At 71.4% G+C, this 24159-nt stretch carries 21 protein-coding genes, 3 tRNA genes and 2 pseudogenes; 13 read left to right on the forward strand and 13 right to left on the reverse strand.

The window, feature by feature from the left end; genetic code table 11:
• Nucleotides 1-92 precede the first annotated feature (92 nt).
• The 3 genes from ABD224_RS06040 (at nt 93) to ABD224_RS06050 (ending at nt 1316) form a co-directional block, all read left to right on the forward strand.
• Entirely contained in the window at nt 93-467 is a 375-nt protein-coding gene (locus ABD224_RS06040; protein WP_344047588.1) for a hypothetical protein, read from the forward strand.
• 161 nt (nt 468-628) lie between these two features.
• Complete coding sequence (locus ABD224_RS06045) at nt 629-1252, forward strand: bifunctional DNA primase/polymerase (protein ID WP_344047590.1); 624 nt, start codon at nt 629-631, stop codon at nt 1250-1252.
• Nucleotides 1243-1316 (forward strand) — tRNA-Lys (locus tag ABD224_RS06050). Before ABD224_RS06045 ends, ABD224_RS06050 begins: the two co-directional genes overlap by 10 nt.
• Before the next feature lie 209 nt (nt 1317-1525).
• Here the strand turns inward: ABD224_RS06050 and ABD224_RS06055 are convergent.
• The gene (locus ABD224_RS06055; RefSeq protein WP_344047592.1) at nt 1526-2845 is read right to left on the reverse strand and encodes a M6 family metalloprotease domain-containing protein; all 1320 of its coding nucleotides are present in this window, start codon (nt 2843-2845) and stop codon (nt 1526-1528) included.
• Nucleotides 2846-3243: 398 nt separating this feature from the next.
• On the opposite strand from ABD224_RS06055, the gene ABD224_RS06060 reads away from it, so the two are divergent.
• Nucleotides 3244-5292: a putative bifunctional diguanylate cyclase/phosphodiesterase gene (locus ABD224_RS06060; RefSeq protein ID WP_344047594.1), complete on the forward strand. Its 2049-nt coding sequence runs from the start codon at nt 3244-3246 to the stop codon at nt 5290-5292.
• Nucleotides 5293-5299: 7 nt separating this feature from the next.
• Here ABD224_RS06060 and ABD224_RS06065 read toward each other — a convergent pair whose 3' ends face one another.
• From ABD224_RS06065 to ABD224_RS06075, 3 genes are all read right to left on the reverse strand, one after another.
• Nucleotides 5300-6388 carry an LLM class flavin-dependent oxidoreductase gene (locus ABD224_RS06065; RefSeq protein ID WP_344047596.1) on the reverse strand — a complete coding sequence of 363 codons (1089 nt, stop codon included), beginning with the start codon at nt 6386-6388 and terminating at the stop codon, nt 5300-5302.
• A 229-nt stretch (nt 6389-6617) separates the two neighbouring features.
• Complete coding sequence (locus ABD224_RS06070) at nt 6618-7772, reverse strand: glutathione-independent formaldehyde dehydrogenase (RefSeq protein ID WP_344047774.1); 1155 nt, start codon at nt 7770-7772, stop codon at nt 6618-6620.
• A 167-nt stretch (nt 7773-7939) separates the two neighbouring features.
• Nucleotides 7940-8671, reverse strand: a complete 732-nt coding sequence (locus tag ABD224_RS06075) for a maleate cis-trans isomerase family protein (RefSeq protein ID WP_344047598.1) — start codon at nt 8669-8671, stop codon at nt 7940-7942.
• Between the two features lie 153 nt (nt 8672-8824).
• Between ABD224_RS06075 and ABD224_RS06080 the strand changes: the two are divergent.
• The 3 genes and pseudogenes from ABD224_RS06080 to ABD224_RS06090 all read left to right on the forward strand — a co-directional run.
• Nucleotides 8825-9167, forward strand: a pseudogene (locus ABD224_RS06080) (ABC transporter permease subunit); the annotation flags it as partial.
• A gap of 9 nt (nt 9168-9176) precedes the next feature.
• A pseudogene (locus tag ABD224_RS06085) lies at nt 9177-9455 on the forward strand (ATP-binding cassette domain-containing protein); the annotation flags it as partial.
• 291 nt (nt 9456-9746) lie between these two features.
• Nucleotides 9747-9820, forward strand: a tRNA-Lys gene (locus ABD224_RS06090).
• A gap of 113 nt (nt 9821-9933) precedes the next feature.
• On the opposite strand, the gene ABD224_RS06095 is transcribed toward ABD224_RS06090, so the two are convergent.
• Nucleotides 9934-10539: a lytic polysaccharide monooxygenase auxiliary activity family 9 protein gene (locus ABD224_RS06095; protein WP_344047600.1), complete on the reverse strand. Its 606-nt coding sequence runs from the start codon at nt 10537-10539 to the stop codon at nt 9934-9936.
• A gap of 189 nt (nt 10540-10728) precedes the next feature.
• Between ABD224_RS06095 and ABD224_RS06100 the strand changes: the two genes are divergently transcribed.
• The 3 genes from ABD224_RS06100 (at nt 10729) to glxA (ending at nt 15360) form a co-directional block, all read left to right on the forward strand.
• A tRNA-Lys gene (locus ABD224_RS06100) sits at nt 10729-10802 on the forward strand.
• A 503-nt stretch (nt 10803-11305) separates the two neighbouring features.
• Nucleotides 11306-13429 (forward strand): glycosyltransferase family 2 protein, encoded by a 2124-nt coding sequence (locus tag ABD224_RS06105; RefSeq protein ID WP_344047602.1) that lies wholly within the window; start codon nt 11306-11308, stop codon nt 13427-13429.
• On the forward strand, nt 13426-15360 hold the full coding sequence (glxA, locus tag ABD224_RS06110; RefSeq protein ID WP_344047604.1) for a radical copper oxidase GlxA: 1935 nt from the start codon (nt 13426-13428) through the stop codon (nt 15358-15360). The genes ABD224_RS06105 and glxA overlap by 4 nt, the downstream gene beginning before the upstream one ends.
• A gap of 92 nt (nt 15361-15452) precedes the next feature.
• Here glxA and ABD224_RS06115 read toward each other — a convergent pair whose 3' ends face one another.
• The 6 genes from ABD224_RS06115 to ABD224_RS06140 form a co-directional block, all read right to left on the reverse strand.
• Nucleotides 15453-16484 carry a glycoside hydrolase family 6 protein gene (locus ABD224_RS06115; RefSeq protein WP_344047606.1) on the reverse strand — a complete coding sequence of 344 codons (1032 nt, stop codon included), beginning with the start codon at nt 16482-16484 and terminating at the stop codon, nt 15453-15455.
• A gap of 148 nt (nt 16485-16632) precedes the next feature.
• Nucleotides 16633-16860, reverse strand: coding sequence for a hypothetical protein (locus tag ABD224_RS06120; protein ID WP_344047608.1), 228 nt, complete (start codon nt 16858-16860; stop codon nt 16633-16635).
• Nucleotides 16847-17107 (reverse strand): hypothetical protein, encoded by a 261-nt coding sequence (locus ABD224_RS06125; protein WP_344047610.1) that lies wholly within the window; start codon nt 17105-17107, stop codon nt 16847-16849. The genes ABD224_RS06120 and ABD224_RS06125 overlap by 14 nt, the downstream gene beginning before the upstream one ends.
• Nucleotides 17108-17301: 194 nt before the next feature.
• Entirely contained in the window at nt 17302-18081 is a 780-nt protein-coding gene (locus tag ABD224_RS06130) for an HAD-IIA family hydrolase (protein WP_344047613.1), read from the reverse strand.
• Nucleotides 18082-18228: 147 nt separating this feature from the next.
• Nucleotides 18229-18957: an SDR family oxidoreductase gene (locus ABD224_RS06135; RefSeq protein WP_344047615.1), complete on the reverse strand. Its 729-nt coding sequence runs from the start codon at nt 18955-18957 to the stop codon at nt 18229-18231.
• 169 nt (nt 18958-19126) lie between these two features.
• On the reverse strand, nt 19127-20290 hold the full coding sequence (locus ABD224_RS06140) for an ROK family transcriptional regulator (RefSeq protein ID WP_425580921.1): 1164 nt from the start codon (nt 20288-20290) through the stop codon (nt 19127-19129).
• A gap of 57 nt (nt 20291-20347) precedes the next feature.
• Here ABD224_RS06140 and ABD224_RS06145 point away from each other — a divergent pair, with 57 nt between their 5' ends.
• The 3 genes from ABD224_RS06145 to ABD224_RS06155 all read left to right on the forward strand — a co-directional run bounded on the left by ABD224_RS06145 (nt 20348) and on the right by ABD224_RS06155 (nt 22954).
• Complete coding sequence (locus ABD224_RS06145) at nt 20348-21418, forward strand: Gfo/Idh/MocA family oxidoreductase (RefSeq protein ID WP_344047617.1); 1071 nt, start codon at nt 20348-20350, stop codon at nt 21416-21418.
• Nucleotides 21415-21921 (forward strand): heme-degrading domain-containing protein, encoded by a 507-nt coding sequence (locus tag ABD224_RS06150; RefSeq protein ID WP_344047619.1) that lies wholly within the window; start codon nt 21415-21417, stop codon nt 21919-21921. The genes ABD224_RS06145 and ABD224_RS06150 overlap by 4 nt, the downstream gene beginning before the upstream one ends.
• A gap of 127 nt (nt 21922-22048) precedes the next feature.
• Nucleotides 22049-22954 carry an LLM class F420-dependent oxidoreductase gene (locus ABD224_RS06155; protein ID WP_344047621.1) on the forward strand — a complete coding sequence of 302 codons (906 nt, stop codon included), beginning with the start codon at nt 22049-22051 and terminating at the stop codon, nt 22952-22954.
• 99 nt (nt 22955-23053) lie between these two features.
• On the opposite strand, the gene ABD224_RS06160 is transcribed toward ABD224_RS06155, so the two are convergent.
• Nucleotides 23054-23722 carry a YidC/Oxa1 family membrane protein insertase gene (locus ABD224_RS06160; protein WP_344047623.1) on the reverse strand — a complete coding sequence of 223 codons (669 nt, stop codon included), beginning with the start codon at nt 23720-23722 and terminating at the stop codon, nt 23054-23056.
• 114 nt (nt 23723-23836) lie between these two features.
• Complete coding sequence (locus tag ABD224_RS06165; RefSeq protein WP_344047625.1) at nt 23837-24154, reverse strand: DUF6412 domain-containing protein; 318 nt, start codon at nt 24152-24154, stop codon at nt 23837-23839.
• Nucleotides 24155-24159 lie beyond the last annotated feature (5 nt).

The raw sequence follows: 24159 nt of genomic DNA on the forward strand, positions 1-24159 counted from the left end.
CCTCTTGCGTGCGCGCGCGACAATGAAAGGTGGTCCTCCCGAGGACCGAGGCCCCGAACCCTACGCCCCGAACCCTACAAGGAGGACACACCATGGCGGAGCCGACGCCGCGTCCCCAGGAACCGCGGCTGCGCCCCGCGCCCCTGCTGTTCGAGCCCGCCGCGGCGAGTGCCGACCCCGAGCACTTCTTCGACCTGGAGTCGATCGAGGACCCGCGCGTGCTGCTCACGCGGGCGACGGAGCTGGCCCAGGCGTTCCGCGCGGCAGCCGACCGGGCGATGGAGTTCCAGGCGATCGCGGCGGCGCAGCTCGCCGACCCGCGGCGCTTCGACCGGCTGACCGTGGCGGACATCGCCGAGCGGGCCCAGTGGACCGAGGACTACGCCAAGAAGATGGTGGAGTTCGGCCGGGATCTGCTCAGGGGGGCCGAGGGCGGCGCACACGCCAACCCGGACGCTCCGTTCTGATCGGCTCTGATCGGCTCTGATCGGCCCGCCCCGGTCCTCCGGCCCGCCCGCACCGGCCCGGCATATGCCGGGGGCGCACGATACCCCTCTCCCGCCGTCCCTGTCCCGGATTTTCACAACTCTGCGAGAGCAGATCATCACGTTCGGTAGGTGTATCTGCCATGAGCCGTCTGAGTTGTCCAGGGAACGAGCCGCTTCTCGACCATCCGCACCCCTCCGGCGTCACCCCCGACGGTGCCGCCTGGCTCGCTTCGGCGGGGACGCGTCCGTACGGCACCTGTGCACCGTGGTGGGAGCGGCCGGCGTCACCGGTCGTCCTGCCCTGCGGCACCGCCTTCGACGTGGTGAACGCACCCGCAGTCTTCGGCCGCCGGATGCTGGACCGGCTGTGGGAGGAGGGCCCGGGTTCGGGTCCGGTGGCCGTCCACCGGGGGCGGATGCTGCTCTTCGCCGCGCCGGGCACCGCGCACCGGCTGCCCTCGCTGCTGGAGTGGGAGGAGTGGGGTTCCCGCGGCCGGACGGCCGGCCGGGGTGAGGGCATCCCGCCGCTGCTGTGCCATGGCAACGGCGATGTGGTGACCCTCCCTCCCCTGGCCGACGACGCCTCCTCCGGCCGGTCCGACTCCCGCTGGCTGGTCGCTCCGGACACCCGTCAGCCCTGGCTGCCGGGCCCGGACGTCCTGCTGTGGGCGGCCGTACGGGCGGCCCGGGCGGCCGCGCGGGTATCGATTTCTCCTCCCGCCGACCGGGGTGCTAAGGTCTACGACGTCAGCGGGCGCCGCTAGCTCAGTTGGTTAGAGCAGCTGACTCTTAATCAGCGGGTCCGGGGTTCGAGTCCCTGGCGGCGTACAGCGACGAGGGCGAGTCCAGGTCTGCGGGAACGTGGACCAGGCTCGCCCTTCTTGTTCCTGCTCCTTGTTCCTGTGCGACGTTCCTGTACGACGTTCCGTGCGGCTTCACCGCGTGTGCCGGAGCTCCGCCCCCGCGCCTCCCTTTGCTCTTCCCTTCACTCTGCCCTTTACCCTCCCTTTGCTCCCGCAACCCTGCGTATCGAGGTGTCAGCCGAGTGTGATCTCGACCGTGTAGGCACCGGACGCCGTGCGGTCCTCCACCTTCACCCGGACCCCGTCCCCCGGCACGGTGAAGGTCTCACCGACGTCGATCGGAGCGTCGGCGAGCGGCGGATGGACGGAGGTCGCCGTGCAGGCCTCGGTCCGCGGGTGGGCGTCGATCACCTGGATGGGGCCGCGCCCCGACTCCACCCCGTTGCGCACCCGGTACACCAGCACCCCCGCCCGGCATCCGGTCACGTCGTTGCCGAGCTGTGCCCGCGCCTCGACGGCCAGCACACTGTCGCTCCCGGTGCGCACCACCGCCAGCTTCGTCCCACCGCCCAGCCCGAACGGTGTCCCCCCGGCGTCGCCCGTCGCCCCCGCCGGCCCCGCCTCCACCGGCTCCAGCGTCAGCCGGGTCGGCCCCATGCTCCGCACACAGGTCACCTGGCGCGGCTCCAGCCACCCGAGCTTCCACTTGTGCCAGGCGAACAGGTCCGGTGAGAGCGCGAACTGGCTGCCCATCAGGTCCCAGTCCCCGACATGGGTGTCCCAGTCGCCCTTGCCGTCCGCCGGCCGGCGGTACAGGTCGGGCAGGTCGAAGACATGTCCGGTCTCATGGGCGAGCACCAGCCGGTCCGGCGGATGCCGTTCGAACACCGTCACCACCCGCCGGATCCCCGTGCCGTCGGCCCCCATCGGGGCTTCCAGATTGACGACCTTCGTCGCGTCCGAGTCGACGCCGGGCGCGTCCGGGTCGGCGACGAAGTAGACGATGTCGTAGCGCGAGAAGTCGACCTCGGGGTCGGCCGCGGCGAGCGCGTCGTCCAGATAGGCGGCCCGTTCCCGGGCGCTCCAGTCCCGGTGCAGGCCGTACGCCGTGGAGGGCTTGGGCATCTGGACCCAGTGCCGCAGCGGATGCGGGCGCAGGGTGAACCTGCCGTACGACGCCTGCTCGTAGAACCGGCTGGTGGCCGGGAAGTGGTCGGCGGCGAGTTCGGCCGGGGTGGTGAGCGGTGGCGAGTCGGGGAAGGACAGGAACACCAGGACGGCGTCGAGCGGCCGGACGGGCCTCGGATAGGCGGTGTTCCAGGTGTCCAGGCCCTCCGAGTGGTGCACGTCCGTGCGGCGCAGGGCGCAGGGGGAGGCCGCGAACGGTTCGGCGGCGGACGGCCCGGTCAGGATCGAGGTGGCGGCGACCGCCGACAGGGTGGTGAACACGGCCGCGGTGCTGCGCAGTCGGGGGCCCGCCCCGCGCACTCCCGCCCGGCCGAGCGCCCTGAGGGCGTCGTGGCCGAGCGCCTTCAGGGGGAGCTGACGCGGCACGAGGACCTCCGGGCGGTTCACAGGACACCAAACCCAGCTTGTGCCAATTTGTAGGCATACGTCCTGTTTACCTGCATCGGAAGGGTGAGAGGCCTGAGACCGCGACGCGACAGCCCGGCGCGGGCTCCGGGGAGGCGACAGCCCCGGACTGCTCACGGAACGTCACAAGTGATCGGCCGACTGAAGAACCCGTCCAGGTGTGGACAGAAGCGATCCACCCGCGGGGTCGGTCGTGGGGCGAGGCCGGCAAGTGGCTGGAAGGGGTCCGCCGGCGGCCTCTATGATCGGCACACTTTCCTTGCACTTCCCTGCGCGGACACGGGCCGCAGGGCCGTTCGTCCCCCGGCCGGCCCCCGACGAGACCGATACGAAGACCGAGTGCACTGCGGGAGCGAGCGGTGAGCGGAACGTCCGAAGGGCCGACGCCCGCGACAGACCTCATCCAGCCGAATGTCACGCACAGTGACGCAACGCCGTGTCCGGGCACCGAGCCGGTCGTGGTCCCCGCGGCCGGGCGGACCGTCGCCACCGCCCCGTCCGCGCCGTCCGGCAGCGGCTCCGACGACCCCCTCCCCGCGGCCGGCCCCACTCCGATGGCGGAGTCCGCGCCCGCTCCCGCCGGATTCACCGACATGGACCAACAGCCGTCCGCCGCCGCCTTGAAGCGTCCCCTCGCGGACCCCCCCTTCCGCTCCGCCTTCTCCGCCGCGCCGCTGGCCATGGCCGTCGTGGACCGCGACGGCCTGGTGGTCAGCGCCAACGACACCTTCGGCGCGCTGCTCGGCGGCGGCCCCGAGGAGTTCACCGGGCAGGTCGCCGCCGACCTGGTGGACCTGACCTCCGACGCCCGGATCCGGCACGCCTACCACCAGGTGCTGGAGGGCCGGCGGGCCCGGCTGCGCTGCGCCCGCCGCCTCAAACATCCCGACGGCCACCGCCTGTGGGTCCAGATCACCGTCGCTCCCCTGGCACCGGAGTCCCCGAATGTGCTGCTGTCCGTCGCCGACATCAGCGCCCGGCGCGAACTCCAGGACCGGCTGCGGCACTTGCAGAACCACGACCCGGTGACCCGGCTGCCCAACCGCACCCTGTTCTTCGAGCGGCTGTCGGCCGCGCTGGAGGCGGAGTCGTACGAGAGCGGCGGAAGCGGCCGGATCGGGCTGTGCTACCTGGACCTGGACGGTTTCAAGGCGGTCAACGACACCCTCGGCCACCGGATCGGCGACCGGCTGCTCGCGGCCGTGGCCGAACGGCTGACCCGGTGCGCGAACGAGGCCGGCCAGGGCCGCACGAGCGCCCCGCTGGTGGCCCGGCTCGGCGGCGACGAGTTCGCACTGCTCGTGGAGGGCTCGACCGGCACCGAGCAGCTCGCGGAGCTGGCCGAGTCGGTGCTCACGGCCCTGCAGGCACCGTTCGAGATCTCCGGCCGGCAGCTGTCGGTGTCGGCGTCCATCGGCGTGGTGGAGCGGCACGCGGCCGGTACGTCGGCCACCGCGCTGATGCAGGCGGCCGACACGACGCTGTACTGGGCGAAGGCGGACGGCAAGGCCCGCTGGACCCTGTTCGACCCGGAGCGCAACGCGCACCGCATGACCCGCCAGGCCCTGGTCTCCTCACTGCGCACGGCCGTCGAACGCGGTGAGTTCACCCTGGAGTACCAGCCGCTGGTCGGCATGGACGACGGCCGGCTGCGCGGAGTGGAGGCCCTGGTCCGCTGGCGGCACCCGCAGTTCGGCACGCTGACGCCGAATCGGTTCATCGCGCTGGCGGAGGAGGACGGCTCGATCGTGCCGCTGGGCCGCTGGATCCTGGCCACCGCCTGCCGCCAGGCCCGCCGTTGGCAGCTGGACCACCCGGACGAGCCGCCGATCTTCGTCAGCGTCAATGTCGCGGTCCGTCAGGTCTGGGACTCCGACCTGGTCGCGGACGTGGCCGAAGTGCTGGCCGAGACCGGGCTGGCGCCGCATCTGCTGCAACTGGAGCTGACCGAGTCGGCGGTGATGGGCTCGGCCGGCCGGCCGCTCCAGTCCCTGCGGGCGCTGAGCGACATGGGCGTGCGCATCGCCATCGACGACTTCGGCACCGGCTACTCCAACCTCGCCTATCTCAGCCGGCTGCCGGTGTCGGCGCTGAAGCTGGACGGCTCCTTCGTACGGGGCTTCCAGAACGAGGGGAACACCAAGGAGAACGCCGGGGAACACGGCGAGGAGCACGACGAGGAGCACGACGGTGCGGCGGGACGGCCGAGCCCCGCGGACGAGGTCATCGTGGAGGCGATGGTCCAGCTCGCCCACCGGCTGGGGCTCACCGTCACCGCCGAGTGCGTGGAGACCTGCGACCAGGCCAGCCGGCTGCGCCGGATCGGCTGCGACACCGGGCAGGGATGGCTGTACTCCCGGCCGGTGTCGCCGGACCGTATCTCCGAGCTGCTGGGCAGCCGGTGCTGAGCCGCGCTCAGTTCCTCGGGAAACCGTAGGCGTCCGCGATGAGTTCGTAGCTGCGCAGGCGTATGGCGCCGCTGGGCGCGGTGCTTGTGATCATCAACTCGTCGGCGCCGGTGCGCTTGTGCAGCTCGTCGAGGCCGGCGCGGACCTCGTCGGGGGTGCCGTACACGACGTCGGCGTTCCAGGACTCGACGAACTCCCGCTCCATCGGGCTGAATTCGTATGCCTCCGCCTCCTCCGGAGTGGGCACGAGGCCGGGGCGGCCGGTGCGCAGCCGGATCATGCTCAGCGCGGCGGCCAGCACCTGGCGGCGGGCCTCCCTCTCCTCGTCGGCGGCGAGTGCGGCGACACCGATCAGGGTGTACGGGGCGTCGAGCACCTCGCTCGGCCGGAAGGACTCGCGGTACAGCTCGAGCGCGGGGATGGTGTTCCGCGCGGAGAAGTGGTGGGCGAAGGCGAAGGGCAGACCGAGTCTGCCGGCGAGGCGGGCACTGAAGTCGGAGGAGCCCAAAAGCCAGATCGGCGGGCGGTGCGGGGACTGCACCCCGCCCGGGGAGGTGCCCTGGACCGGGCCGGGGACGGCGTGGACACGGTGGTAGGGGTGGCCCTCGGGGAAGTCGTCGTCGAGGAAATGGATCAGCTCGACGAGCTGCCGGGGGAAGTCGTCGACGCTCTCGTTCAGCCGGTCCGTGCGGCGCAGGGCGGCGGCGGTGGCGCCGTCCGTTCCGGGGGCGCGGCCGAGGCCGAGGTCGATGCGGCCGGGGGCCATGGCCTCCAGGGTGCCGAACTGCTCCGCGACGACCAGGGGCGCGTGGTTGGGGAGCATGACGCCGCCGGAGCCGAGGCGGATGCGGTGGGTGTGGGCGGCGAGGTGGGCGAGGATCACCGCCGGTGAGGAGGAGGCCACACCGGGCATGGAGTGGTGTTCGGCCACCCAGTAGCGGTGATAGCCGCGGGACTCCGCGAGGGTCGACAGGGCGACGCTGGTTCTGAGGGCGTCGGTCGCGGTGTGGCCCGCGCCCACGGTGACCAGGTCCAGTACGGAGAGGGGTACGGGGGCGGTTCCCTGGGCCTTGCCCCTGATCTCGTCTCCCGTCACCGGTGCCTCCTGTTCTCGCCGTTCGCTTCTCCGACCGGCGTCAACAGGGCACCGTTGCTTTTTGTTCCTTTTGCTTTTGTTTCTTTTCCCGCTCGTCCTTCTCACCGGCCGCCCGGTTCCCGCCCGCCCTCCTGCCCCGGACAGCCGAGGGGAGCCGCCCCGGACGGCGGCTCCCCTCGGTGACCGGTCACGGGCGTCCGGTCACGGACGTCCGGTCATGAGTGCTCCGTCACGCCGCCAGTGCGTGGCCCGGACGCAGCACCACCTTGGTGTAGCCCTCGATCCGCTTGTCGAACTTCTCGTACGCCTGAGGCGCCTGCTCCAGCGGAAGGGTGTGGGAGACCACGAAGCTGGGCTTGGCGCGGCCGGCGATGATCAGATCGCGCAGCTGGCGGTTGTACTGCTTGACGTTGCACTGACCGGTGCCCATCTGCTGGCCCTTCTCGAACATCTTGCCGATGGAGACCAGCAGTTGGCCGTGCTTGGCGTGCTCGTCGGGGCCGCCCGGGTCGGAGGGCACGTACAGGCCCGGCACACCGAGCATGCCGGTGGGCCGCACCGTGTTGACGAGCGTGTTCAGGACGACGGCGGGCTCCTCGTGGCTGGTGTCCTTGTGGGACGTGGCCTGGTAGCCGACGGCGTCCACACCCTTGTCGGTGCCTTCTCCGTTCGTCTGCTCCTTGATCTGCTCGGCCGGGTCGCCCTGGGTGAAGTCGATCGGGATGGCCCCGATCTCCTCCGCCTTGGCGAGCCGCTCGGGCACCCGGTCGACCGAGAACACCTTGGAGGCGCCGCGCAGCAGCGCCGAGTAGGCGGCCATCAGGCCCACCGGTCCCGCGCCGAAGACGGCGACGGACTCGCCCGGCTTCACCTGGGCGAGTTCACAGCCGTGGTAGCCGGTCGGGAAGATGTCGGCAAGCAGCACGAAGTCGTTCTCGAACTCGTCGCCCGGCGGCAGCTTCAGACAGTTGAAGTCGGCGTAGGGCACGCGCAGTCGCTCCGCCTGGCCTCCGGTGTACGGGCCCATGGCCACGTATCCGTAGGCTCCGCCCGCGAAGCCGGGGTTGACCGTCAGACAGAACCCGGTCTTCCCGGCGAGGCAGTTCTTGCAGAACCCGCAGGCCACATTGAACGGCATCACGACCCGGTCGCCCTCGGCCAGCGAGGTCACGCCGCTGCCGACCTCCTCGATGATGCCGAGGTTCTCGTGACCGAAGACGATCCCCGGCTTGGCGGCCGTACGGCCCTCGTACATGTGCAGGTCGGATCCGCAGATCGCGGTCGACGTGACCCGTACGATCACATCGTTCGGGTGCTGGATCTGTGGATCGTCGACCTCCTTCACCGCTACGTTGAAGGGCTTCTGATAGACGACGGCTTTCACCTGGGTCACCTCCGCGTCGGACGCTGGACGGCGGGAACGACGGGCCGTTCCCAGGGACGTACACGCAGGCGAGGTCGGTCGCCCCGTGCCGTGGGCCCGGGCGTTCTCGCTGCTCCGCCGCTACTTCCAGGGAAAGCCCGCCCGAGAGGGTCCGCAACCGCGGCGGCTCACACCTGCACAATCGGCTCCCGGGTGAACAGCGCGCCCAGCGCGGGGGCGTTGACCCGGCGGTCGGCGAGGCGCAGGGCCTCCCACACGCTCACCTGGTTCGCCGTGAGGACCGGCTTGCCCAGGTCCTTCTCCAGGGCCGGGATGTGGGCCGCGGTGTGCAGGGCGGTGTCGGGCAGCAGGACCGCCTCCGCCCGGGAGACGTCCGCCTCCCGGGCCAGGGCCAGGACCTCCGCCTCGCCCCAGCCGGCCACCTCGGCCGCCGTGACGGCCCCGGCGCTGCGGGCGGCGACCGTCTCGATCTCTCCGACGCGCAGGAAGTCCACGAGCAGGCCGGTGACGTCCTCGGGGTAGGTCGCGGCGAGAGCCACCCGGCGCACACCGATCTCGGCCGCCGCGTGCACAAAGCCGAAGGAGGTGGAGGAGGCCGGCATGCCCGCGGCCAGGGCCAGCTCGCGGACCTGTTCGTGCGCGCCCTGCCAGCCGCGTACGAAGCTGCCGCCGTCGCACGCCCACACCACCGTCTCCGCCCCGGCCAGGCGCAGCCGCTCCGTGCCCTGGACGAGCCGCTCGAGCAGACCGAGCTCGAGCAGCGTGCCCACCCGGCGGATGTCCTCGCCGGGGTCGGTGTGGACCAGGTCCACTCGGATGTCGCTGCCCAGGAGCTGCTCGATGCGCGGGTAGTCGTCCTCGGCGAAGTGGCCCGGGTAGAGGAGTCCGAGTGCGGTCATGTCCAGCCTCCCTGCTGCGCCGCGGTCGAAGGGAGCGGCCGGTTGGGCCCACGCCCACGGTCCGGGTACCCCGTCGGCGCGGCGCGGCCCCTCTTGTGCCCGGGCCTGCCGGGACCGGACCTCGCCCGTGTCCGCGGCGGTGCACTGGTGGACCCGATATGGGCGGCCGTACTGACGCTGGGGTGCACCTACGGCGCCTGCGGCTCGGAAGTCGTCCGGGGTGCGGTAGCCGCGGTGCCGCGGGCACAGCGCGAGGCCGGTGCCACCCTGGGCTTCATCCCGGCCCGGCGGCTGCGCATGATCGTGCCGCCGCAGGCCTGGCCGGAGATGGTTCCGCCGTTCAACAACCTGCTGACCGAGCTGCTCAAAGGCACTGCCCTGGTGTCCGTGCCCGGAGTGGGCGACCTCACCTTCGCGGCCCGGCTGGTGCGCAGCGCCACCGGCCGGAGCGCCCCCGTCTGCACGGTGGTCCTCGTCGTGCACTTCGTCCTCGCCGTGCCATCCGGCCAGTGGGAGGCGGCCACGGGTGCTGCTGCCGGACGAGGTGGCCTCGGCACTGGCCCCGGAGCTGGTCGCGGGCGTGCTCGATCTGCTGCGGGACATCGTCCGCAGCACCGGCATCACCCTGCTGTGCGTGACCCATGGGACGGGGTTCGCCCGGGACATCTCCGACCAGGTGCTGATGTCCGGCGCGGGCCGGATCACCGAGTCCGGTCCGCCGGAGAAGCTCTTCGGCGACCCGGACCACGAGCTCACCCAGGAGTGCCTGCGCTCGGTGCTCTGAGGGGCCGGTCACCGGGCCGACCACCGGGATCGGCCACCAGACCGGCCACCAGACCGGCCCCCAGGACCGGCCCCCAGGACCGGCCACCGGGACCGGCCACCGGGACCGGCCACCGGGACCGGCCACCGGGACCGGCCACCGGGACCGGCCACCGGGACCGGCCACCGGGACCGGCCACCGGGGCCGGCCGTCATGGTGGGGAGTATCACGTCGGGGTGGTCGGAAGCACCCCGGAAAAGCAGGTAATATTTTCCCTGTCGCCGGACGTGGAAGGCGGACGGCGGGAATCATGCGCCGCTAGCTCAGTTGGTTAGAGCAGCTGACTCTTAATCAGCGGGTCCGGGGTTCGAGTCCCTGGCGGCGTACCGGTGAAGGGCCTCTCGTGATCACGAGGGGCCCTTCGGCATGTGGCCGGATGTGGTGCCGGGCCGGCCGACGGGGCGGATCCCGCGCCGGCCGGCCCGGTGGCCCGGGGTGCTCAGAACGTGACGTCCGAGCAGGCGTAGAACGCGTTGTTCGTGTCGGCGATCGTCCAGACCGCGAGAATCACATGGCGGCCGCTCAGCCCGGTCGGCAGGGTGCCGCTGTGGCTGAGGGTGGACGGCGGGCGCTGACCGTTGTACGGGACCGTCAGGAACGGAGTCGTGTTGAAGTCGGCGCGGGTCAGGGCGCGGTTCTGGTTCCAGCCCTGCTTGGTCACGTAGTACTTGAAGTCGGTCGTGGCGTGCGCGGCCGTGAACTGCCACCGGAAGGTGTAGCTCTGTCCGCCGTTGACCTTGGTGGCCGGCCAGGCCGCGCCCGAGGGGGTTCTGGGGCTGTCGAGCTGGCTGAACCGGGCGTTGTTGCCGGAACAGATCCGTCCGTCGGCCGGGCCGGACGCCGGGAAGCCCTTGGGGCCCTCGACGCTCTGCGGCTCCCACTGGATGTCGCCGCAGTTGGGCACGGTGCCATTGGCGCAGAGCTTCTGCCGGCTGATGGGGAGATCGGTGTAGCCATGGCTGCTGGCGCCGCCGGTGGAGAGCACGAGAGCTCCGACGGTCGTCAGGCCGATCACGGCCGCGTGCAGCTTGGTCCTGGCGCGCATACTGCCGCTCCTGGAGGTGTGGGGGAAAGTGAGCTGTGCAGGTCTAGACCAAGTCTCAGCCTATGGGCGTTAGTTGAACATGTCCATACCAATCGCGAATCCGATTCCCGGCCCCACGCCCCTCGGGCTCCGAAGCCCCGGGGTGACCGGAGCACCCCCGGACGTCAGGTACAGTGGAGGAGTCGACAGGCGCCGCTAGCTCAGTTGGTTAGAGCAGCTGACTCTTAATCAGCGGGTCCGGGGTTCGAGTCCCTGGCGGCGTACGACGACGAGGGCGAGCCAGGCCCGCGGAAGCGCGGACCGGGCTCGCCCTCGCTGTTTCCTCCGGCTCCCGGCTCCCTCCGGCTTCCGCCTCGGTTTCCTCCGGCCTCCGTCTCAGCCTCTTCCCGCTTCTTTCACGCCATTTTTCCGGCTTTCGCCGCATCTTGCGATCATGCCGAGCACCGTAGAACCCTGTATGCCGAACTGCTGCCCATGGGCGGCAGTTCGCTGTTCTTGAGGCCATTGGGGGTGATGGGGGGCAGAGCGGCCGGTTGCCCGCTCCACGGGGAAGAGGGGCCTGGGCGTCGATACCGCCGGGAAAGCGGCCCTGCAAGGGGGCGGTCGTGCAACCGGCCGGCCGCGGTGCCGTGTCCCTGGGTCCACAGGGGGGGACGACGCGGTGCCCGCGGCCCGGCACGCATACGCCCGCGGAAGGCCGAGGGGGGTCTGAAGCGGGCGGGAGAACCGATACACCGCGCACCTGTGCGCATGGGGGGGATGACGCATGACGTCCGCGTCGAAGGGTGTCCGGCAGCATTCCGGCCCTTCGCAGACGACTCGACTCCGAAGGCCGGCGGACCATGACGGCGACACCGATGCCCTGAGCAGAATCAAGAGGACGCTGCCGAGATACGACTACGAGCACTACAGCCGGCTGGCCGGCCCCCTCACCCGGCCCGACCCGGACAAGCCGTACCGGGTGCGGTACCGCTCGCTGCTCTCCCAGGAGCCGCACCGTGTCCGGGTCGCCCTGATGCTGGCCGCCGCGCCGCTGCTGTCGCTGGTCCTGCTGGCCTGGCTGCTGCAGCCCGACCACTGGACCGAGCGCGATCACCCGGCCTACGACTTCCTGCCGGCCCTCGACGTGGTGATGCTGGTCTCGATCGGCCTGATCGAGTTGTTCCGCTGCCTGAACGTGCTGTCCAACGCGCACGCCACCCTGGTCGCCCGCGATCCCGTACCCGTGGTGCCCGAGGCCGGCACGAGGGTCGCCTTCCTGACCTCCTTCGTCCCCGGCAAGGAACCCCTGGAGATGGTGACCAGGACCCTGGAGGCCGCCGTCCGGCTGCGCCACCGGGGCCTGCTGCACGTCTGGCTGCTCGACGAGGGCGACGACCCCGAGGTGAAGGCGGTCTGCGCACGTCTGGGCGTCCACCACTTCAGCCGCAAGGGCGTCGAGCGCTGGAACCAGCCCAAGGGCCCGTACCGCGCCAGGACCAAGCACGGCAACTACAACGCCTGGCTCCAGGCGCACGGCGACGACTACGACTTCTTCGCCTCCGTCGACACCGACCATGTGCCGCTGCCCAACTATCTGGAGCGGATGCTGGGCTACTTCCGCGACCCGGACGTCGGCTTCGTCATCGGCCCGCAGGTCTACGGCAACTACGACACCTTCGTCACCAAGGCGGCCGAGTCGCAGCAGTTCCTCTTCCACGCCCTCATCCAGCGCGCCGGCAACCGCTACGGCGCCCCCATGTTCGTCGGCACCTCCAACGCCGTACGCGTCAAGGCGCTCCAGCAGATCGGCGGCCTGTACGACTCGATCACCGAGGACATGGCCACCGGCTTCGAGATGCACCGGGCCAGGAACCCGGCCACCGGCCGCCGATGGAAGTCGGTCTACACCCCCGACGTGCTCGCGGTGGGCGAGGGCCCGAGCGCCTGGACGGACTTCTTCACCCAGCAGCTGCGCTGGTCGCGGGGGACCTACGAGACGATCCTCAAGCAGTACTGGAAGGGCTGGTACTCGCTGCCGCCGGGCCGGCTCTTCAACTACACCATGATGATCATCTTCTACCCGATGTCCGCCCTCAACTGGATCCTGGCGGCGCTGAGCTGCGCCCTGTTCCTGGGCCTGGGCGCCTCGGGGGTGAACATCGACCCGACCGTCTGGCTGATGCTCTACGGCAACGCCTCCGCGCTCCAGATCGGCCTGTACGTCTGGAACCGCCGGCACAACGTCTCCCCGCACGAGCCGGAGGGCTCCGGCGGGGTGGCCGGCATGGTGATGTCGGCGCTGTCGGCACCGATCTACGCGCGCTCACTGATGGACGCCGTCCTGCGCCGCAAGAGCAGGTTCGTGGTGACCCCGAAGGGCGAGTCGGCGAGCCCCGACACCCTGTTCGGCACGTTCCGCGTCCACTGGTTCTTCATCGCGGTCTTCGGCGGCTCGCTCGCCGCCGGGTTCGTCCTCGGGCACTCCCACCCGGCGATGATCACCTGGGCCGCGCTCGCCCTGCTCATCACGGCCGCACCGATCTTCGCCTGGCGGTGGACGCTGCGGCAGGAGCGGAAGGCGAGCGCGCGCCCGGCCGCCGCACCGAAGCCGCAGGACGCCGCCCCGGCCCCCGCGTCACGGCGCCCCGCATGGGCCGCGGCGGGCGTCACCGCACACCGCGCGATGGACGGGACGGCCACCGCGACGGCCACCGCGACGACGGCTGAGACGACGGCCGGCACCACGCACGGCACAGCGACCGCGGCGACAGCCGGTACGACAACCAGCACGATGGCCGGCCCGACGGCCGGCCCGACGGACGACATGACGGACGACACGACGGACGACACGACGGGCGAGCACACCCTGCAGATCGCCCTCGGTGGACTGGGGGGACACAAGGAATGAGGGACCAGGCCGGCCTCCGCCGCGCCCGACGGCTCGGAGTCGGCGCGGTGGTGGCAGTCGCTCTGGCCGCGATGAACGGACCGTGGCTCTACCGCTTCGGCACGGAGCGCTACCACCACTACAAGATCAACAGACCCGAGTACAAGGCCGAGAACGGCCACTGGGAGATCGTCGAGTTCCCGGAGAAGTACCGGCAGAACACCATCCACGCCGTACTGCTGCACACCGGCAAGGTGCTGCTGGTCGCCGGCTCGGGCAACAACAAGAAGAACTTCGACGCCCGGCGGTTCGACACCCGCCTGTGGGACCCGGTCAAGGGCACCATCAAGAAGGTGCCCACGCCCGAGGACCTGTTCTGCACGGGGCACACCCAGCTCGCCGACGGCAAGATCCTGATCGCCGGCGGCACCAAGCGATACGAGAAGCTCAAGGGCGACGTCACCAAGGCCGGCGGCCTGATGATCGTCCACAACGAGAATCCGGACAAGCCGGTCACCCTGCCCGCGGGCACGAAGTTCACCGGCCGGGAGAACGGCAAGACGTTCGTCTCCAAGGACCCGGTGCTGGTGCCGCGCGCCAAGAAGAACTTCGACAAAACCGGCCGGTTCATCGGCAACACCCCGGGGCTGGGCCGTGTCTACGTCGAGGCGCAGAAGAGCGGTGCCGCGTACGAGACCGGCACCCAGGACAACTACCGGATCCAGGGCCTGACCGGCCTCGACGCCCGCAACACCTACGGCATCGCGGAGAAGCTCGCCCTGGACAAGAAGGACTTCCAGGGGATCCGGGACGCCTACGAGTTCGACCCGGTCGCCGAGAAGTACATCAAGGTCGACCCGATGCACGAGGCCCGCTGGTACCCGACGCTCGCCACCCTGAGCGACGGCAGGATCCTCAGCGTCTCCGGCCTCGACGACATCGGCCAGCTGGTCCCGGGCAAGAACGAGATCTACGACCCCAGGACCAAGAAGTGGTCGTACACGCCGAAGATCCGTCAGTTCCCCACCTACCCGGCGCTGTTCCTGCTGCAGAACGGCAAGCTGTTCTACTCGGGCTCCAACGCGGGCTACGGCCCCGCCGACAAGGGCCGCGACCCGGGCATCTGGGACGTGGACACCAATGAGTTCACCAAGCTGCCCGGTCTGAGCGACCCCGATCTGATGGAGACCTCCGGCACGGTCATGCTGCCGCCCGCGCAGGACGAGCGGTTCATGGTGATCGGCGGCGGCGGGGTCGGCGAGTCCAGGCGGTCCAGCAAGAAGACCCGGATCATCGACCTGAAGGCTGAGAACCCGCGCTTCAGGGACGGCCCGTCGCTGGAGAAGGGCACCCGCTACCCGCAGTCCTCGATCCTGCCCGACGACACCGTCCTGATCTCCGGCGGCTCGGAGGACTACCGGGGCCGCAGCGACTCCGACATCCTCCAGGCCCGGCTCTACGACCCGAGGACCGACACCTTCCAACGGGTCGCCGACCCCCTGGTGGGCCGCAACTACCACGCCGGCTCGATCCTCCTGCCGGACGGCCGGGTGATGTTCTTCGGCTCCGACTCGCTCTTCGGCGACAAGGCCAACACCAAACCCGGGAAGTTCGAGCAGCGCATCGAGATCTACTCGCCGCCGTACCTCTACCGGGACTCGCGGCCCTCCCTGTCGGGCGGCCCGAAGACCATCGCCCGGGGCGCCTCCGGCACCTTCACCTCGCAGCACGCCGGGGCGATCAGAAAGGTCCGGCTGATACGGCCGAGCGCCTCGACGCATGTCACGGACGTCGACCAGCGCTCGATCGCGCTGGACTTCACCGCCTCCGGTGACAGGATCACGGTGACGATGCCGAAGAACCGGAACCTGGTGCAGTCCGGGTGGTACATGCTCTTCGTGGTCGACGACCAGGGGACGCCGAGCAAGGCCCAGTGGGTGAAGGTGCCGTAGCCCGACAGCTTCAGGGGGCGTCCTCCTCCGCCCTGCGGCGGGGGGCGCCCCGTATCGCTGGGGAGGGCGCCCCGCATCGCTTCCGTCCCCGGCTACGTGCCGGCCTTGGCGAGCCCGAGCGCGTACTCGGGCCACCAGTCGCCCGCCTTGGGCCCGCCCTTGCAGGTGCCGTCGGACTCGCCGGGCCGCTTGATCCACAGATAGGCGTCGACCAGGGGGTCGGCGGTTCTGGTCGTGGGGGTCTCGCCGAGCGCCCGGCCGGGCGGGTTGCACCAGCGCTCGTCCGGATCGCCGCCGTGGTAGGGGCCGTTGCCGTTGCGGCTGGTGTCGATGACGAAGTGCTTGTTGCCGATCTTCTCGGACAGCCGCTTTCCGTAGGCGATGGAGTCCTGGGTGGAGTAGAAGTTGGAGACGTTCACCGCGAAGCCGTCGGCCCGGTCCACGCCCGCCCTCCGCAGCGGCTCGAAGATCTGGTCGGGGTCGCCCCAGCCGGCGTTGCCCGCGTCCAGGTAGACCTTGGTGTTCTTCAGGGACGTGAGCCGTTCGATCGCGCCCTTGAGCAGCTCGTAGCGCTCGTCCCGGAACTCCTCGGGGGTGCAGCCGTCCACCAGGTGCAGCACGGCGTCCGGCTCCAGGATCACCACGGCCGCGCGGTCCCCGATGCCCCGGGCGACGCCGTCCACCCACGCCCGGTAGGCGGCACCGTCGGCGGCGCCTCCCTGGGAGTACTGGCCGCAGTCGCGGTGCGGGATGTTGTAGAGGACGAGCAGCGCAATGCGGTCCGCCTTGTCGGCGGCCTCGGTGAGAGCGCGGACCTCCTGCTCGGGGTTCTCCGGCCCGATCCACTCGCCGGTCGGCTGCTCGGCGATCCTCCGGATCAGCTCGGCGTCGGCCTTCCTCCCGGCCTTGACGTACGCGGCGACCTGCCGGGCCGCCTGGCTGTCCGGGTTGACCCAGAACGGGGTGACGTCCTGGGACCGGCGGACGGTCCCGGCGCCGTCGTCCCGGTCGTCCCCTCCTCCCAGGGAACACCCGGCGGTCAGCAACGCCGCCCCCAGCACCGCCGCACACGCCCGGACTCCCGCCGCACGGGCACGCGAGAGAGCCCCCTTCTTGCCGTACATCTTCCCCCCTGGTGCGTCGAGCCACGCCACGCCCCATGCTGTCACAGTGTGGTGCGGCGCTCACGCACTGTGGCGAAGCCGGCCGATCGCCCGGTGCGACGAGGCCCGGGAGATGGTTCGGCGGGACCCGGGAGGTTGTTCAGCGGGCTCAGCGGCCGGTTCCGGTGGGCCGGCCGGCCGCGGCCATGTCCCCGGTGACCGGGGCGGCCGGCGGCTGCTGCACCTCGCTCGGGCCGCTGCTCCCCCACAGCCACGCCCCGAGCAGCAGCACGGCCCAGGCCAGGCCGGCCAGGAGACGGCCGGTGCCATGGGAGGAGGGAGAGGGGCGGGAAGAGGGGGAGGGGACACGGTCGGGGGCGGGGTCAGGGCCGGTCATGGTGATCACGTCCTCGGTCGGCGGCCGGCCTGCGGCTCCGGCGGGCGACGGCCGCTGCGGCGGCACCGGCGAGAAGCAGCCCGGTCACGGCGTGCTCGGTGCCGGGACCGGCGGGGGCGGCGGGGGCCTCCAGGGCGGCGGGAGCGGGACCGGACACCTCGGTGTGCCCTCTCGCGGTCTCGGCCGTGGGAACCAGGAGGGTCCCCACCAGAAGTCCCGCACACAGGGTGAGACGTACTGGACCCATCGTGACACCTCCGTTCACCAGGAGACGCCCGGCGGCCCGGCCCCGCACTCATTGCAGCCCCGCTACTGCTCCGAACGGGTGAACAGAGCGCCGAGGGACCGGGGATCCTCCGTCGGCCGGACGCGCTCCGGCCGGTCGGATGTGTCCGGTCGGATGTGTCCGGTCGGTGTGTCCGGTCAGATGTGACAGAAGTGTCAGATGTGCTCGACGAGATCCGCGATCGAGTCGACCACGCGGGAGGGCCGGAACGGATAGCTGTCGATGTCCTTCGCCTGAGTGACACCGGTCAGGACCAGGAACGTCCGCATCCCGGCCTCCAGGCCCGCGAGCACATCGGTGTCCATGCGGTCGCCGATCATGGCGGAGGTCTCCGAGTGGGCGCCGATCGCGTTCAGTCCGGCGCGCATCATCAGCGGGTTGGGCTTGCCGATGAAGTACGGCTTCTTGCGGGTCGCCGCGGTGATCAGGGCGGCGACCGAGCCGGTGGCGGGCAGGGCGCCCTCGGCGGAGGGACCCACGTTGTCCGGGTTGGTGGCGATGAACCGGGCACCGTCGTTGATCAGGCGCACGGCCTTCGTCATGGCCTCGAAGGAGTACGTCCGGGTCTCCCCGAGGATCACGAAGTCGGGGTCCTGGTCGGTCAGGACGTAGCCGATCTCGTGCAGAGCGGTGGTCAGACCGGCCTCGCCGATGACGTAGGCGCTGCCGCCGGGCCGCTGGTCGTCGAGGAACTGCGCCGTGGCCAGGGCGGAGGTCCAGATGTTCTTCTCCGGCACGTCCAGCCCCATGCGCACCAGCCGGGCGCGCAGATCGCGCGGGGTGTAGATGGAGTTGTTGGTGAGCACCAGGAACGGCCGGCCCGACTCCCGCAGCTTCTTCAGGAAGGCGTCGGCACCAGGGATCGGAACGCCCTCGTGGATGAGGACGCCGTCCATGTCGGTGAGCCACGACTCGATCGGCTTGCGGTCTGCCATGTGCGCGTCTCCTGCCGTGCGCGGGCGTGGGCGATCCTCAGCCTAACCAGTGTCCGGATCTTGCCGAAACGGTTCGGCGGACAGTGCCTGCGCTCGGCTTCCCGCTTGGAGAGCGACAGGTGCTCTCAGGAAAGAGCCCGTCCGCTCTCAGGAGAGCCAGTCGGCGTAGCGAGTGGGGGCGAGGTGAGCGTGCCGGTCGGTGAGGACATCGCCCTTGACGAGGGCGAACATGCCGGCGGTGGGGTCGGTGACGACGGTACGGCGGTCGCCCCTGCGGGACAGGGTCATACGGCCCAGCTCGTCCAGGGGGAAGACCTCGGGGCCGGCGACATTGCGCACACCGTTCAGCGGGGCGCCCGCGGCGACCTCCGCCACCGCCTCGGCCACGTCCTCGGCGGCGATCGGTTGGATCGGCGTGGCGGGCAGCCGGACGGTGTCGCCTTCGGTGGTCCAGGACAGAGCGGCGTCCATGAACTCCATGAACTGCGTCGCCCGGACGATCGAGTAGGGGATCGGCCCGGCCGCGAGGATGCGCTCCTGGAGCACCTTGGCCCGGTAGTAGTCCAGCTCCGGCACCTGGTCCGCGCCGACGATCGAGAGGATGACGAAGTGGCCCGCGCCGCCCCTGCGGGCCGCGGCCAGGAGGTTGTCCATGGAGGTCCGGAAGAAGGCCGCGGAGGCCTCGTCGAAGGTCGGGGAGTTCGTCAGGTTGACGACGACACCGGCCTCCGCCATCGCCTCGTCCAGTCCCTGGCCGCCGATGACGTCGACTCCGGTGGACTGCGCGTGCGGTACCGCCTCGTGCCCGGCGGCGTTCAGTTTCCTGACGACTTTCGATCCGATCAGCCCGGTACCGCCGATGACCGCGAACTTCATGGGATGCCCTCCCATCTGCCTTCATCGGCCCATGTCCGCACTATGGCACAAGGGCCACTGTGTGGGTGGGGCATGTACCGCGGCCGACGGCGGTCCTCCGGTTTCGGGCCTCTGACCTCGACCGCCCGCGGCACCGCTGCGGGCAGCCGGTGCGCACGCGGGCCCGTCGTCACCCGTCCCCTCGTCCGAACATCGGCGCGAGAAGCAGCTGGGCCGCTCCCTCCGCGACTCCCCGCTCCCCGCCCGGCGCGACCCGCACCGGCACCGCTCCGCCCGGCATGCCCTCCCGCCGGGCCCGTGCGGCGACCATCGCGCTCACCCCGTTCACGAACACCTCCGGAGCGGCGGCCACCGTCCGTCCCCCGAGCAGCACCAGCTCGATGTCCAGCAGTCCCACGAGGTTCGCGGCCCCGGCTCCCAGCACCCGTGCCGCCTCTCCCAGCTCCCCCCGTTCCACGGCCGTCAGGCACAGCACCTCGATGCACCCCCGGTCCCCGCACCCGCACACGGGTCCGTCCAGCTGGATCACCTGGTGCCCGAACTCCCCGGCCCCGGTCCGCGCCCCCCGGTGCACATGGCCCCCGATCACGAGCCCGGCTCCCAGGCCGGTGCCCAGATGCAGATACGCGAACGACCCGCCCTCCCCCGCGACCGACAGCCCCAGGGCTGCGGCGTTCGTGTCCTTGTCGACCACCACGGGCAGGCCGAGCCGCCGTGCGAGCGCGTCCCGCAGCGGAAATCCGTCCCACTCGGGGAATCCGGTCACCCGGTGCAGCACTCCGCGCCCGTGGTCGAGCGGTCCGGGCAGCGCGATCCCGACGCCGATGAGGGACTCGAGGAAACCGTGGCCGAACGCCCCGGACACCTCCTCCACCAGCCCCTCCACCTCCAGCGCCACCGCCTCGACGACGTCCTGCGCGCCCGCTCCCAGGTCCAGCGGGCGGCTCCGTTCCCCGACCACGGTGCCGTTCAGGTCGACGACGACCGTCCGTACCTCGTCCCGGTCGATGCGCACCCCCACCGCGTGCCCCGCCTCCGGCACCAGGCGCAGCACCGTGCGCGGCTTTCCCCCGGTGGACGCCCGCCGCCCCGCCTCCGCGGCGAGCCCCTGCTCCCGCACCCGCGCGGTGATCTTGCTGACCGCCTGCGGGGTGAGCCCGGTCCGCTCGGCGAGCTCCAGCCGGCTGATCCCCTCCGTGCCCGCCTCGCGCAGCAGATCGAGCACCAGCGCGGTGTTGTGGCTGCGCAGGGCGAGCAGATTCGCCCCGGCGGTTCCACGGCCCGTGCCTCTCGGGACCGTCACTGTGCCCGTCTTGCTGGTCCTCGTGCTCACGTCCCCATTCTGACCCCACGCTTGCACTTCAGCAACAGCGTTGCGAAAGTAGGGGCCATGACTGGTACCTCCCTCCGCGTGGGCCTGGTCGGCTACGGTCTCGCCGGCTCCGTCTTCCACGCCCCGCTGATCGCCACGACCGAGGGTCTGACCCTCGACACGGTCGTCACCTCGAACCCGCAGCGCCAGGAACAGGCCCGGGCGCAGTTCCCGGACGCCCGGATCGTCGCCACCGCCGACGAGCTGTTCGCCCGCGCCGACGAGCTGGACCTGATCGTCGTCGCCTCCCCGAACAAGACCCACGTCCCGCTCGCCACGACCGCCCTGAAGGCGGGTCTGCCGGTGGTCGTGGACAAGCCGGTCTCCGGTACGGCGGCCGAGGCGCGGGACCTCGCGGCCCTGGCCGAGGAGCGCGGCCTGCTGCTGTCCGTCTTCCAGAACCGCCGCTGGGACAACGACTTCCTCACCCTCCGCAAGCTGATCGCCGAGGGCGAGCTGGGCGATGTGTGGCGGTTCGAGTCCCGCTTCGAGCGCTGGCGGCCGAAGCCGAAGGGCGGCTGGCGGGAGTCGGGCGACCCCGCGGAGCTCGGGGGCCTTCTGTACGACCTCGGCAGTCATGTGGTCGACCAGGCCCTGGTCCTGTTCGGTCCGGTCACCCGGGTGTACGCCGAGACGGTGGTCCGCCGTGAGGGCGCAAAGACCGACGACGACACGTTCATCGCGCTCACGCACGCGAACGGCGTCCGCTCCCACCTGTACGTCTCCGCGACGGCCGCCCAGCTCGGCCCGCGCTTCAGGGTGCTGGGCTCACAGGCGGGCTATGTGAAGTACGGCCTGGACCCGCAGGAGGACGCGCTGCGGGAGGGGAAGCTCCCGGGGCCCGAGGGCTGGGGCACGGAGGACGAGGCACTGTGGGGCCGCATCGGCTCCGGCGAGTCCCCGGTGACCGGCGGCGGCCGTCCCGTGCCGACCCTGCCCGGCGACTACCCGGCGTACTACGCGGCCGTGGCCGCCGCCCTGCGCGAGGGCGCCCCGAACCCGGTGACCGCCCTGGAGGCGGCTGCCGCGCTCGACGTCCTGGAGGCGGCCCGCCGCTCGGCCCGCGACGGTGTGGTGGTGACGCTGTGACGACCGACGGCACCACGACGGCCGACGCCCCCCGGCCGGCCCCGGGCATCGAGGAGCTGGAGGCCCAGGAACGCCGCCTGGTCCTCCCCCGCTTCACCCACGACGACGCCTGGGAGCTGGGCTGTCTGCTGGTGGAGATGGCCCGCGAGCGCCAGGCCCCGGTCGCCGTCGACATCCATCGCGCCGGCCAGCAGCTCTTCCACGCGGCCCTCCCCGGCTCCACCCCCGACAACGACGCCTGGATCGCCCGCAAACGCCGGGTGGTGGAGCGCTACGGCTCCTCCTCCTATCTGGTGGGCGCCCGTTTCCGCGCCAAGGGCACGACCTTCGAGGAGTCCTCCCGCCTGGACCCGGACCGCTACGCGGCCCACGGCGGCTCGTTCCCGCTCCATGTCGAGGGCGCGGGCGTGATCGGCGCGGTGACGGTGTCCGGCCTGCCGCAGCTGGAGGACCACCGGATGGTGGTCGAGGCGCTGGAGCGGTTCCTGGCACGACGGCGTTAGTGCTCCCGAGGGAAGCCGGAGACCGGTTCCCGGACGCCCTCCGGTGGGAAGGTGCCGTACGCGTGGTGATCAAGGACCATGTGACGATCAAGGACAGCACCCACCCCCGTCCGGAGGGATCGAACCGATGAGCGACACCACGGGCCGTCTGCGGGAGACCATCGGCCGGTACGGCATCTGGAGCATCGGACTCCGCTCGGAGGACGCGGCCCGGCGCGGCGAACTCGCCGAGGCCGCGTCCGAGTTAGAGGAGCTCGGCTACGGAGCCGTCTGGCTGGGCGGCAACAGCACCGCCCGCAACGCCGCCCCGCTGATCGAGGCGACCGGGCGGATCGTCGTCGCCACCAGCATCCAGAACATCTGGCAGCAGGATCCCGCCGCCACCGCGGCGGAGTTCACCGAGCTGGAAGCCGCCCACCCCGGCCGCTTCGTGCTGGGCCTGGGCGTGAGCCACGGTCCGCGCGTGCAGCAGTACCACAAGCCGTACGCGTCGATGGTCGGCTACCTGGACCGGCTCGACGAGCTCGACCGGTCGGGCGGGGGCGGCGTGCCCGCCGGGCGCCGGGTGCTCGCCGCCCTCGGCCCGAGGATGCTGGAGCTGTCCCGGGACCGGGCGGCCGGTGCGATCCCGTACCTGGTCACGCCGGACCACACCGCGCGGGCCCGCACCCTCCTGGGCGAGGCCACCCTGCTGGCCCCGGAGTTCAAGGTCGTCCTGGAGACCGATCCGGCCCGCGCCCGCACGGTGGCCCGCTCCTCCCTCGCCCCCTACCTCGAGCTGCCGAACTACACCACCAACTTCCTGCGTCTCGGCTTCACCGAGTCCGACCTCGCCGGCGGCGGCAGCGACCGTCTGATCGACGCGCTGTTCGCCTGGGGCGAGGAGTCCCGCATCCGCGACCGCATCGAGGAGTTCCATGCGGCGGGCGCGGACCATGTGGCCCTCCAGGTGATCACCGACGGCCCCCGTGACGCCCTGCCGCGGCAGGAGTGGCGCAGGCTGGCGTCCCTGCTGGAGGTGACCTCGAAGTGACCTCCGGAGACTGATCCCGCCTGGTGGTGCCGCTCCTGGCCCCCGCCCGGTGGCCCCGCTCCTGCCGGCGGCCGGCAGGAGCGGTCCGGGCCGGCCGGCTCACCGGTGGAGCACGGCCCGTTCGGCCACACTCCATGCCGTACTGGTCACCACGTACAAAGCGGCGGCCAGCGGCACCACGGCCACGGTGACCAGGGTGAAGAAGGACAGGAACGGTGCGACCCTGCCGACGGCCCCCGCAGCGGCCAGGCTCCGCCTCGACTGAAGGAAACCGAAGGCGGCCACCAGGCCCACGACCGCGAACAGCCCCAGATACACCGTCCCCGCGGCCCCGAACACCCCGCCCTGCGCGAGGGCGTCGGTCCACCGCCCGTCGAGCGGCGCGGCCAGCAGCCGGTGGCTGAGCAGCCCGCCCCCGCCGTCCGCCGGCGTGCTCGAGAACAGGTGGTAGAGCAGGAAGAAGGCGGGCAGTTGCAGCAGGCTGGGCAGGCAGCCCGACAGCGGCGACACCTTCTCCCGGGCGTGCAGTTCCAGCACGGCCTTCTGCAGTCTCTCGGGGTCCCTCCGGTACTTCCTCCGCAGTGCGTCGACCTGCGGCTGGAGCGCGGCCCGCGCCTTCTGCCCGCGCGCGGCGGCCAGGGAGAGGGGAAGGAGGAGCAGGCGTACAAGCGCGGTGAACAGCACGATCGCGGCGGCGGCCGCGGAAGCGTGGAACAGCGGCTGGAGCAGCTCGGCGAGCAGCTCCACCAGACGGGCGAAAACGGACATGGGTGAGCCCTCCGGGGGGTCTTGTCGTGCCGGACGTACGGCGTGGCGTACAGGGATGGCGGCATGACGACCCGCGCAGGGTCACACGACGTGGTGGGGATGGAGTGGTGTGCCCTACGCGGCGATCGCCGGAAGGGCACGTCCGGGCGCTCTGGGCCGGCGCCGTCCCGCGGCGTCGGGGTCCCGTTGCGGCAGGAAGGCCGTACGAAGGGCCCGGTCACGTATGGCCGTACGCACCCGAGTGGGCGTCACGACCGGTACGGAGCGCGCGGCCAGCGCCGCACAGGCCACCAGCGCGGCTCCGGCGGCGGCGGTCGTGGCGAGAGCGACGGCGACGGTCGCGAAGAGACCACCGGTGTCGAGCAGAACGGCCGGCAGCAGCAGAAGCAGCAGCGGGGCGAGGAGATGCGGACCAACCCGGCGGCGGGTCATGCCGG

The sequence above is a fragment of the Streptomyces thermoalcalitolerans genome (genome assembly GCF_039525155.1).
Lineage (GTDB): Bacteria > Actinomycetota > Actinomycetes > Streptomycetales > Streptomycetaceae > Streptomyces > Streptomyces thermovulgaris.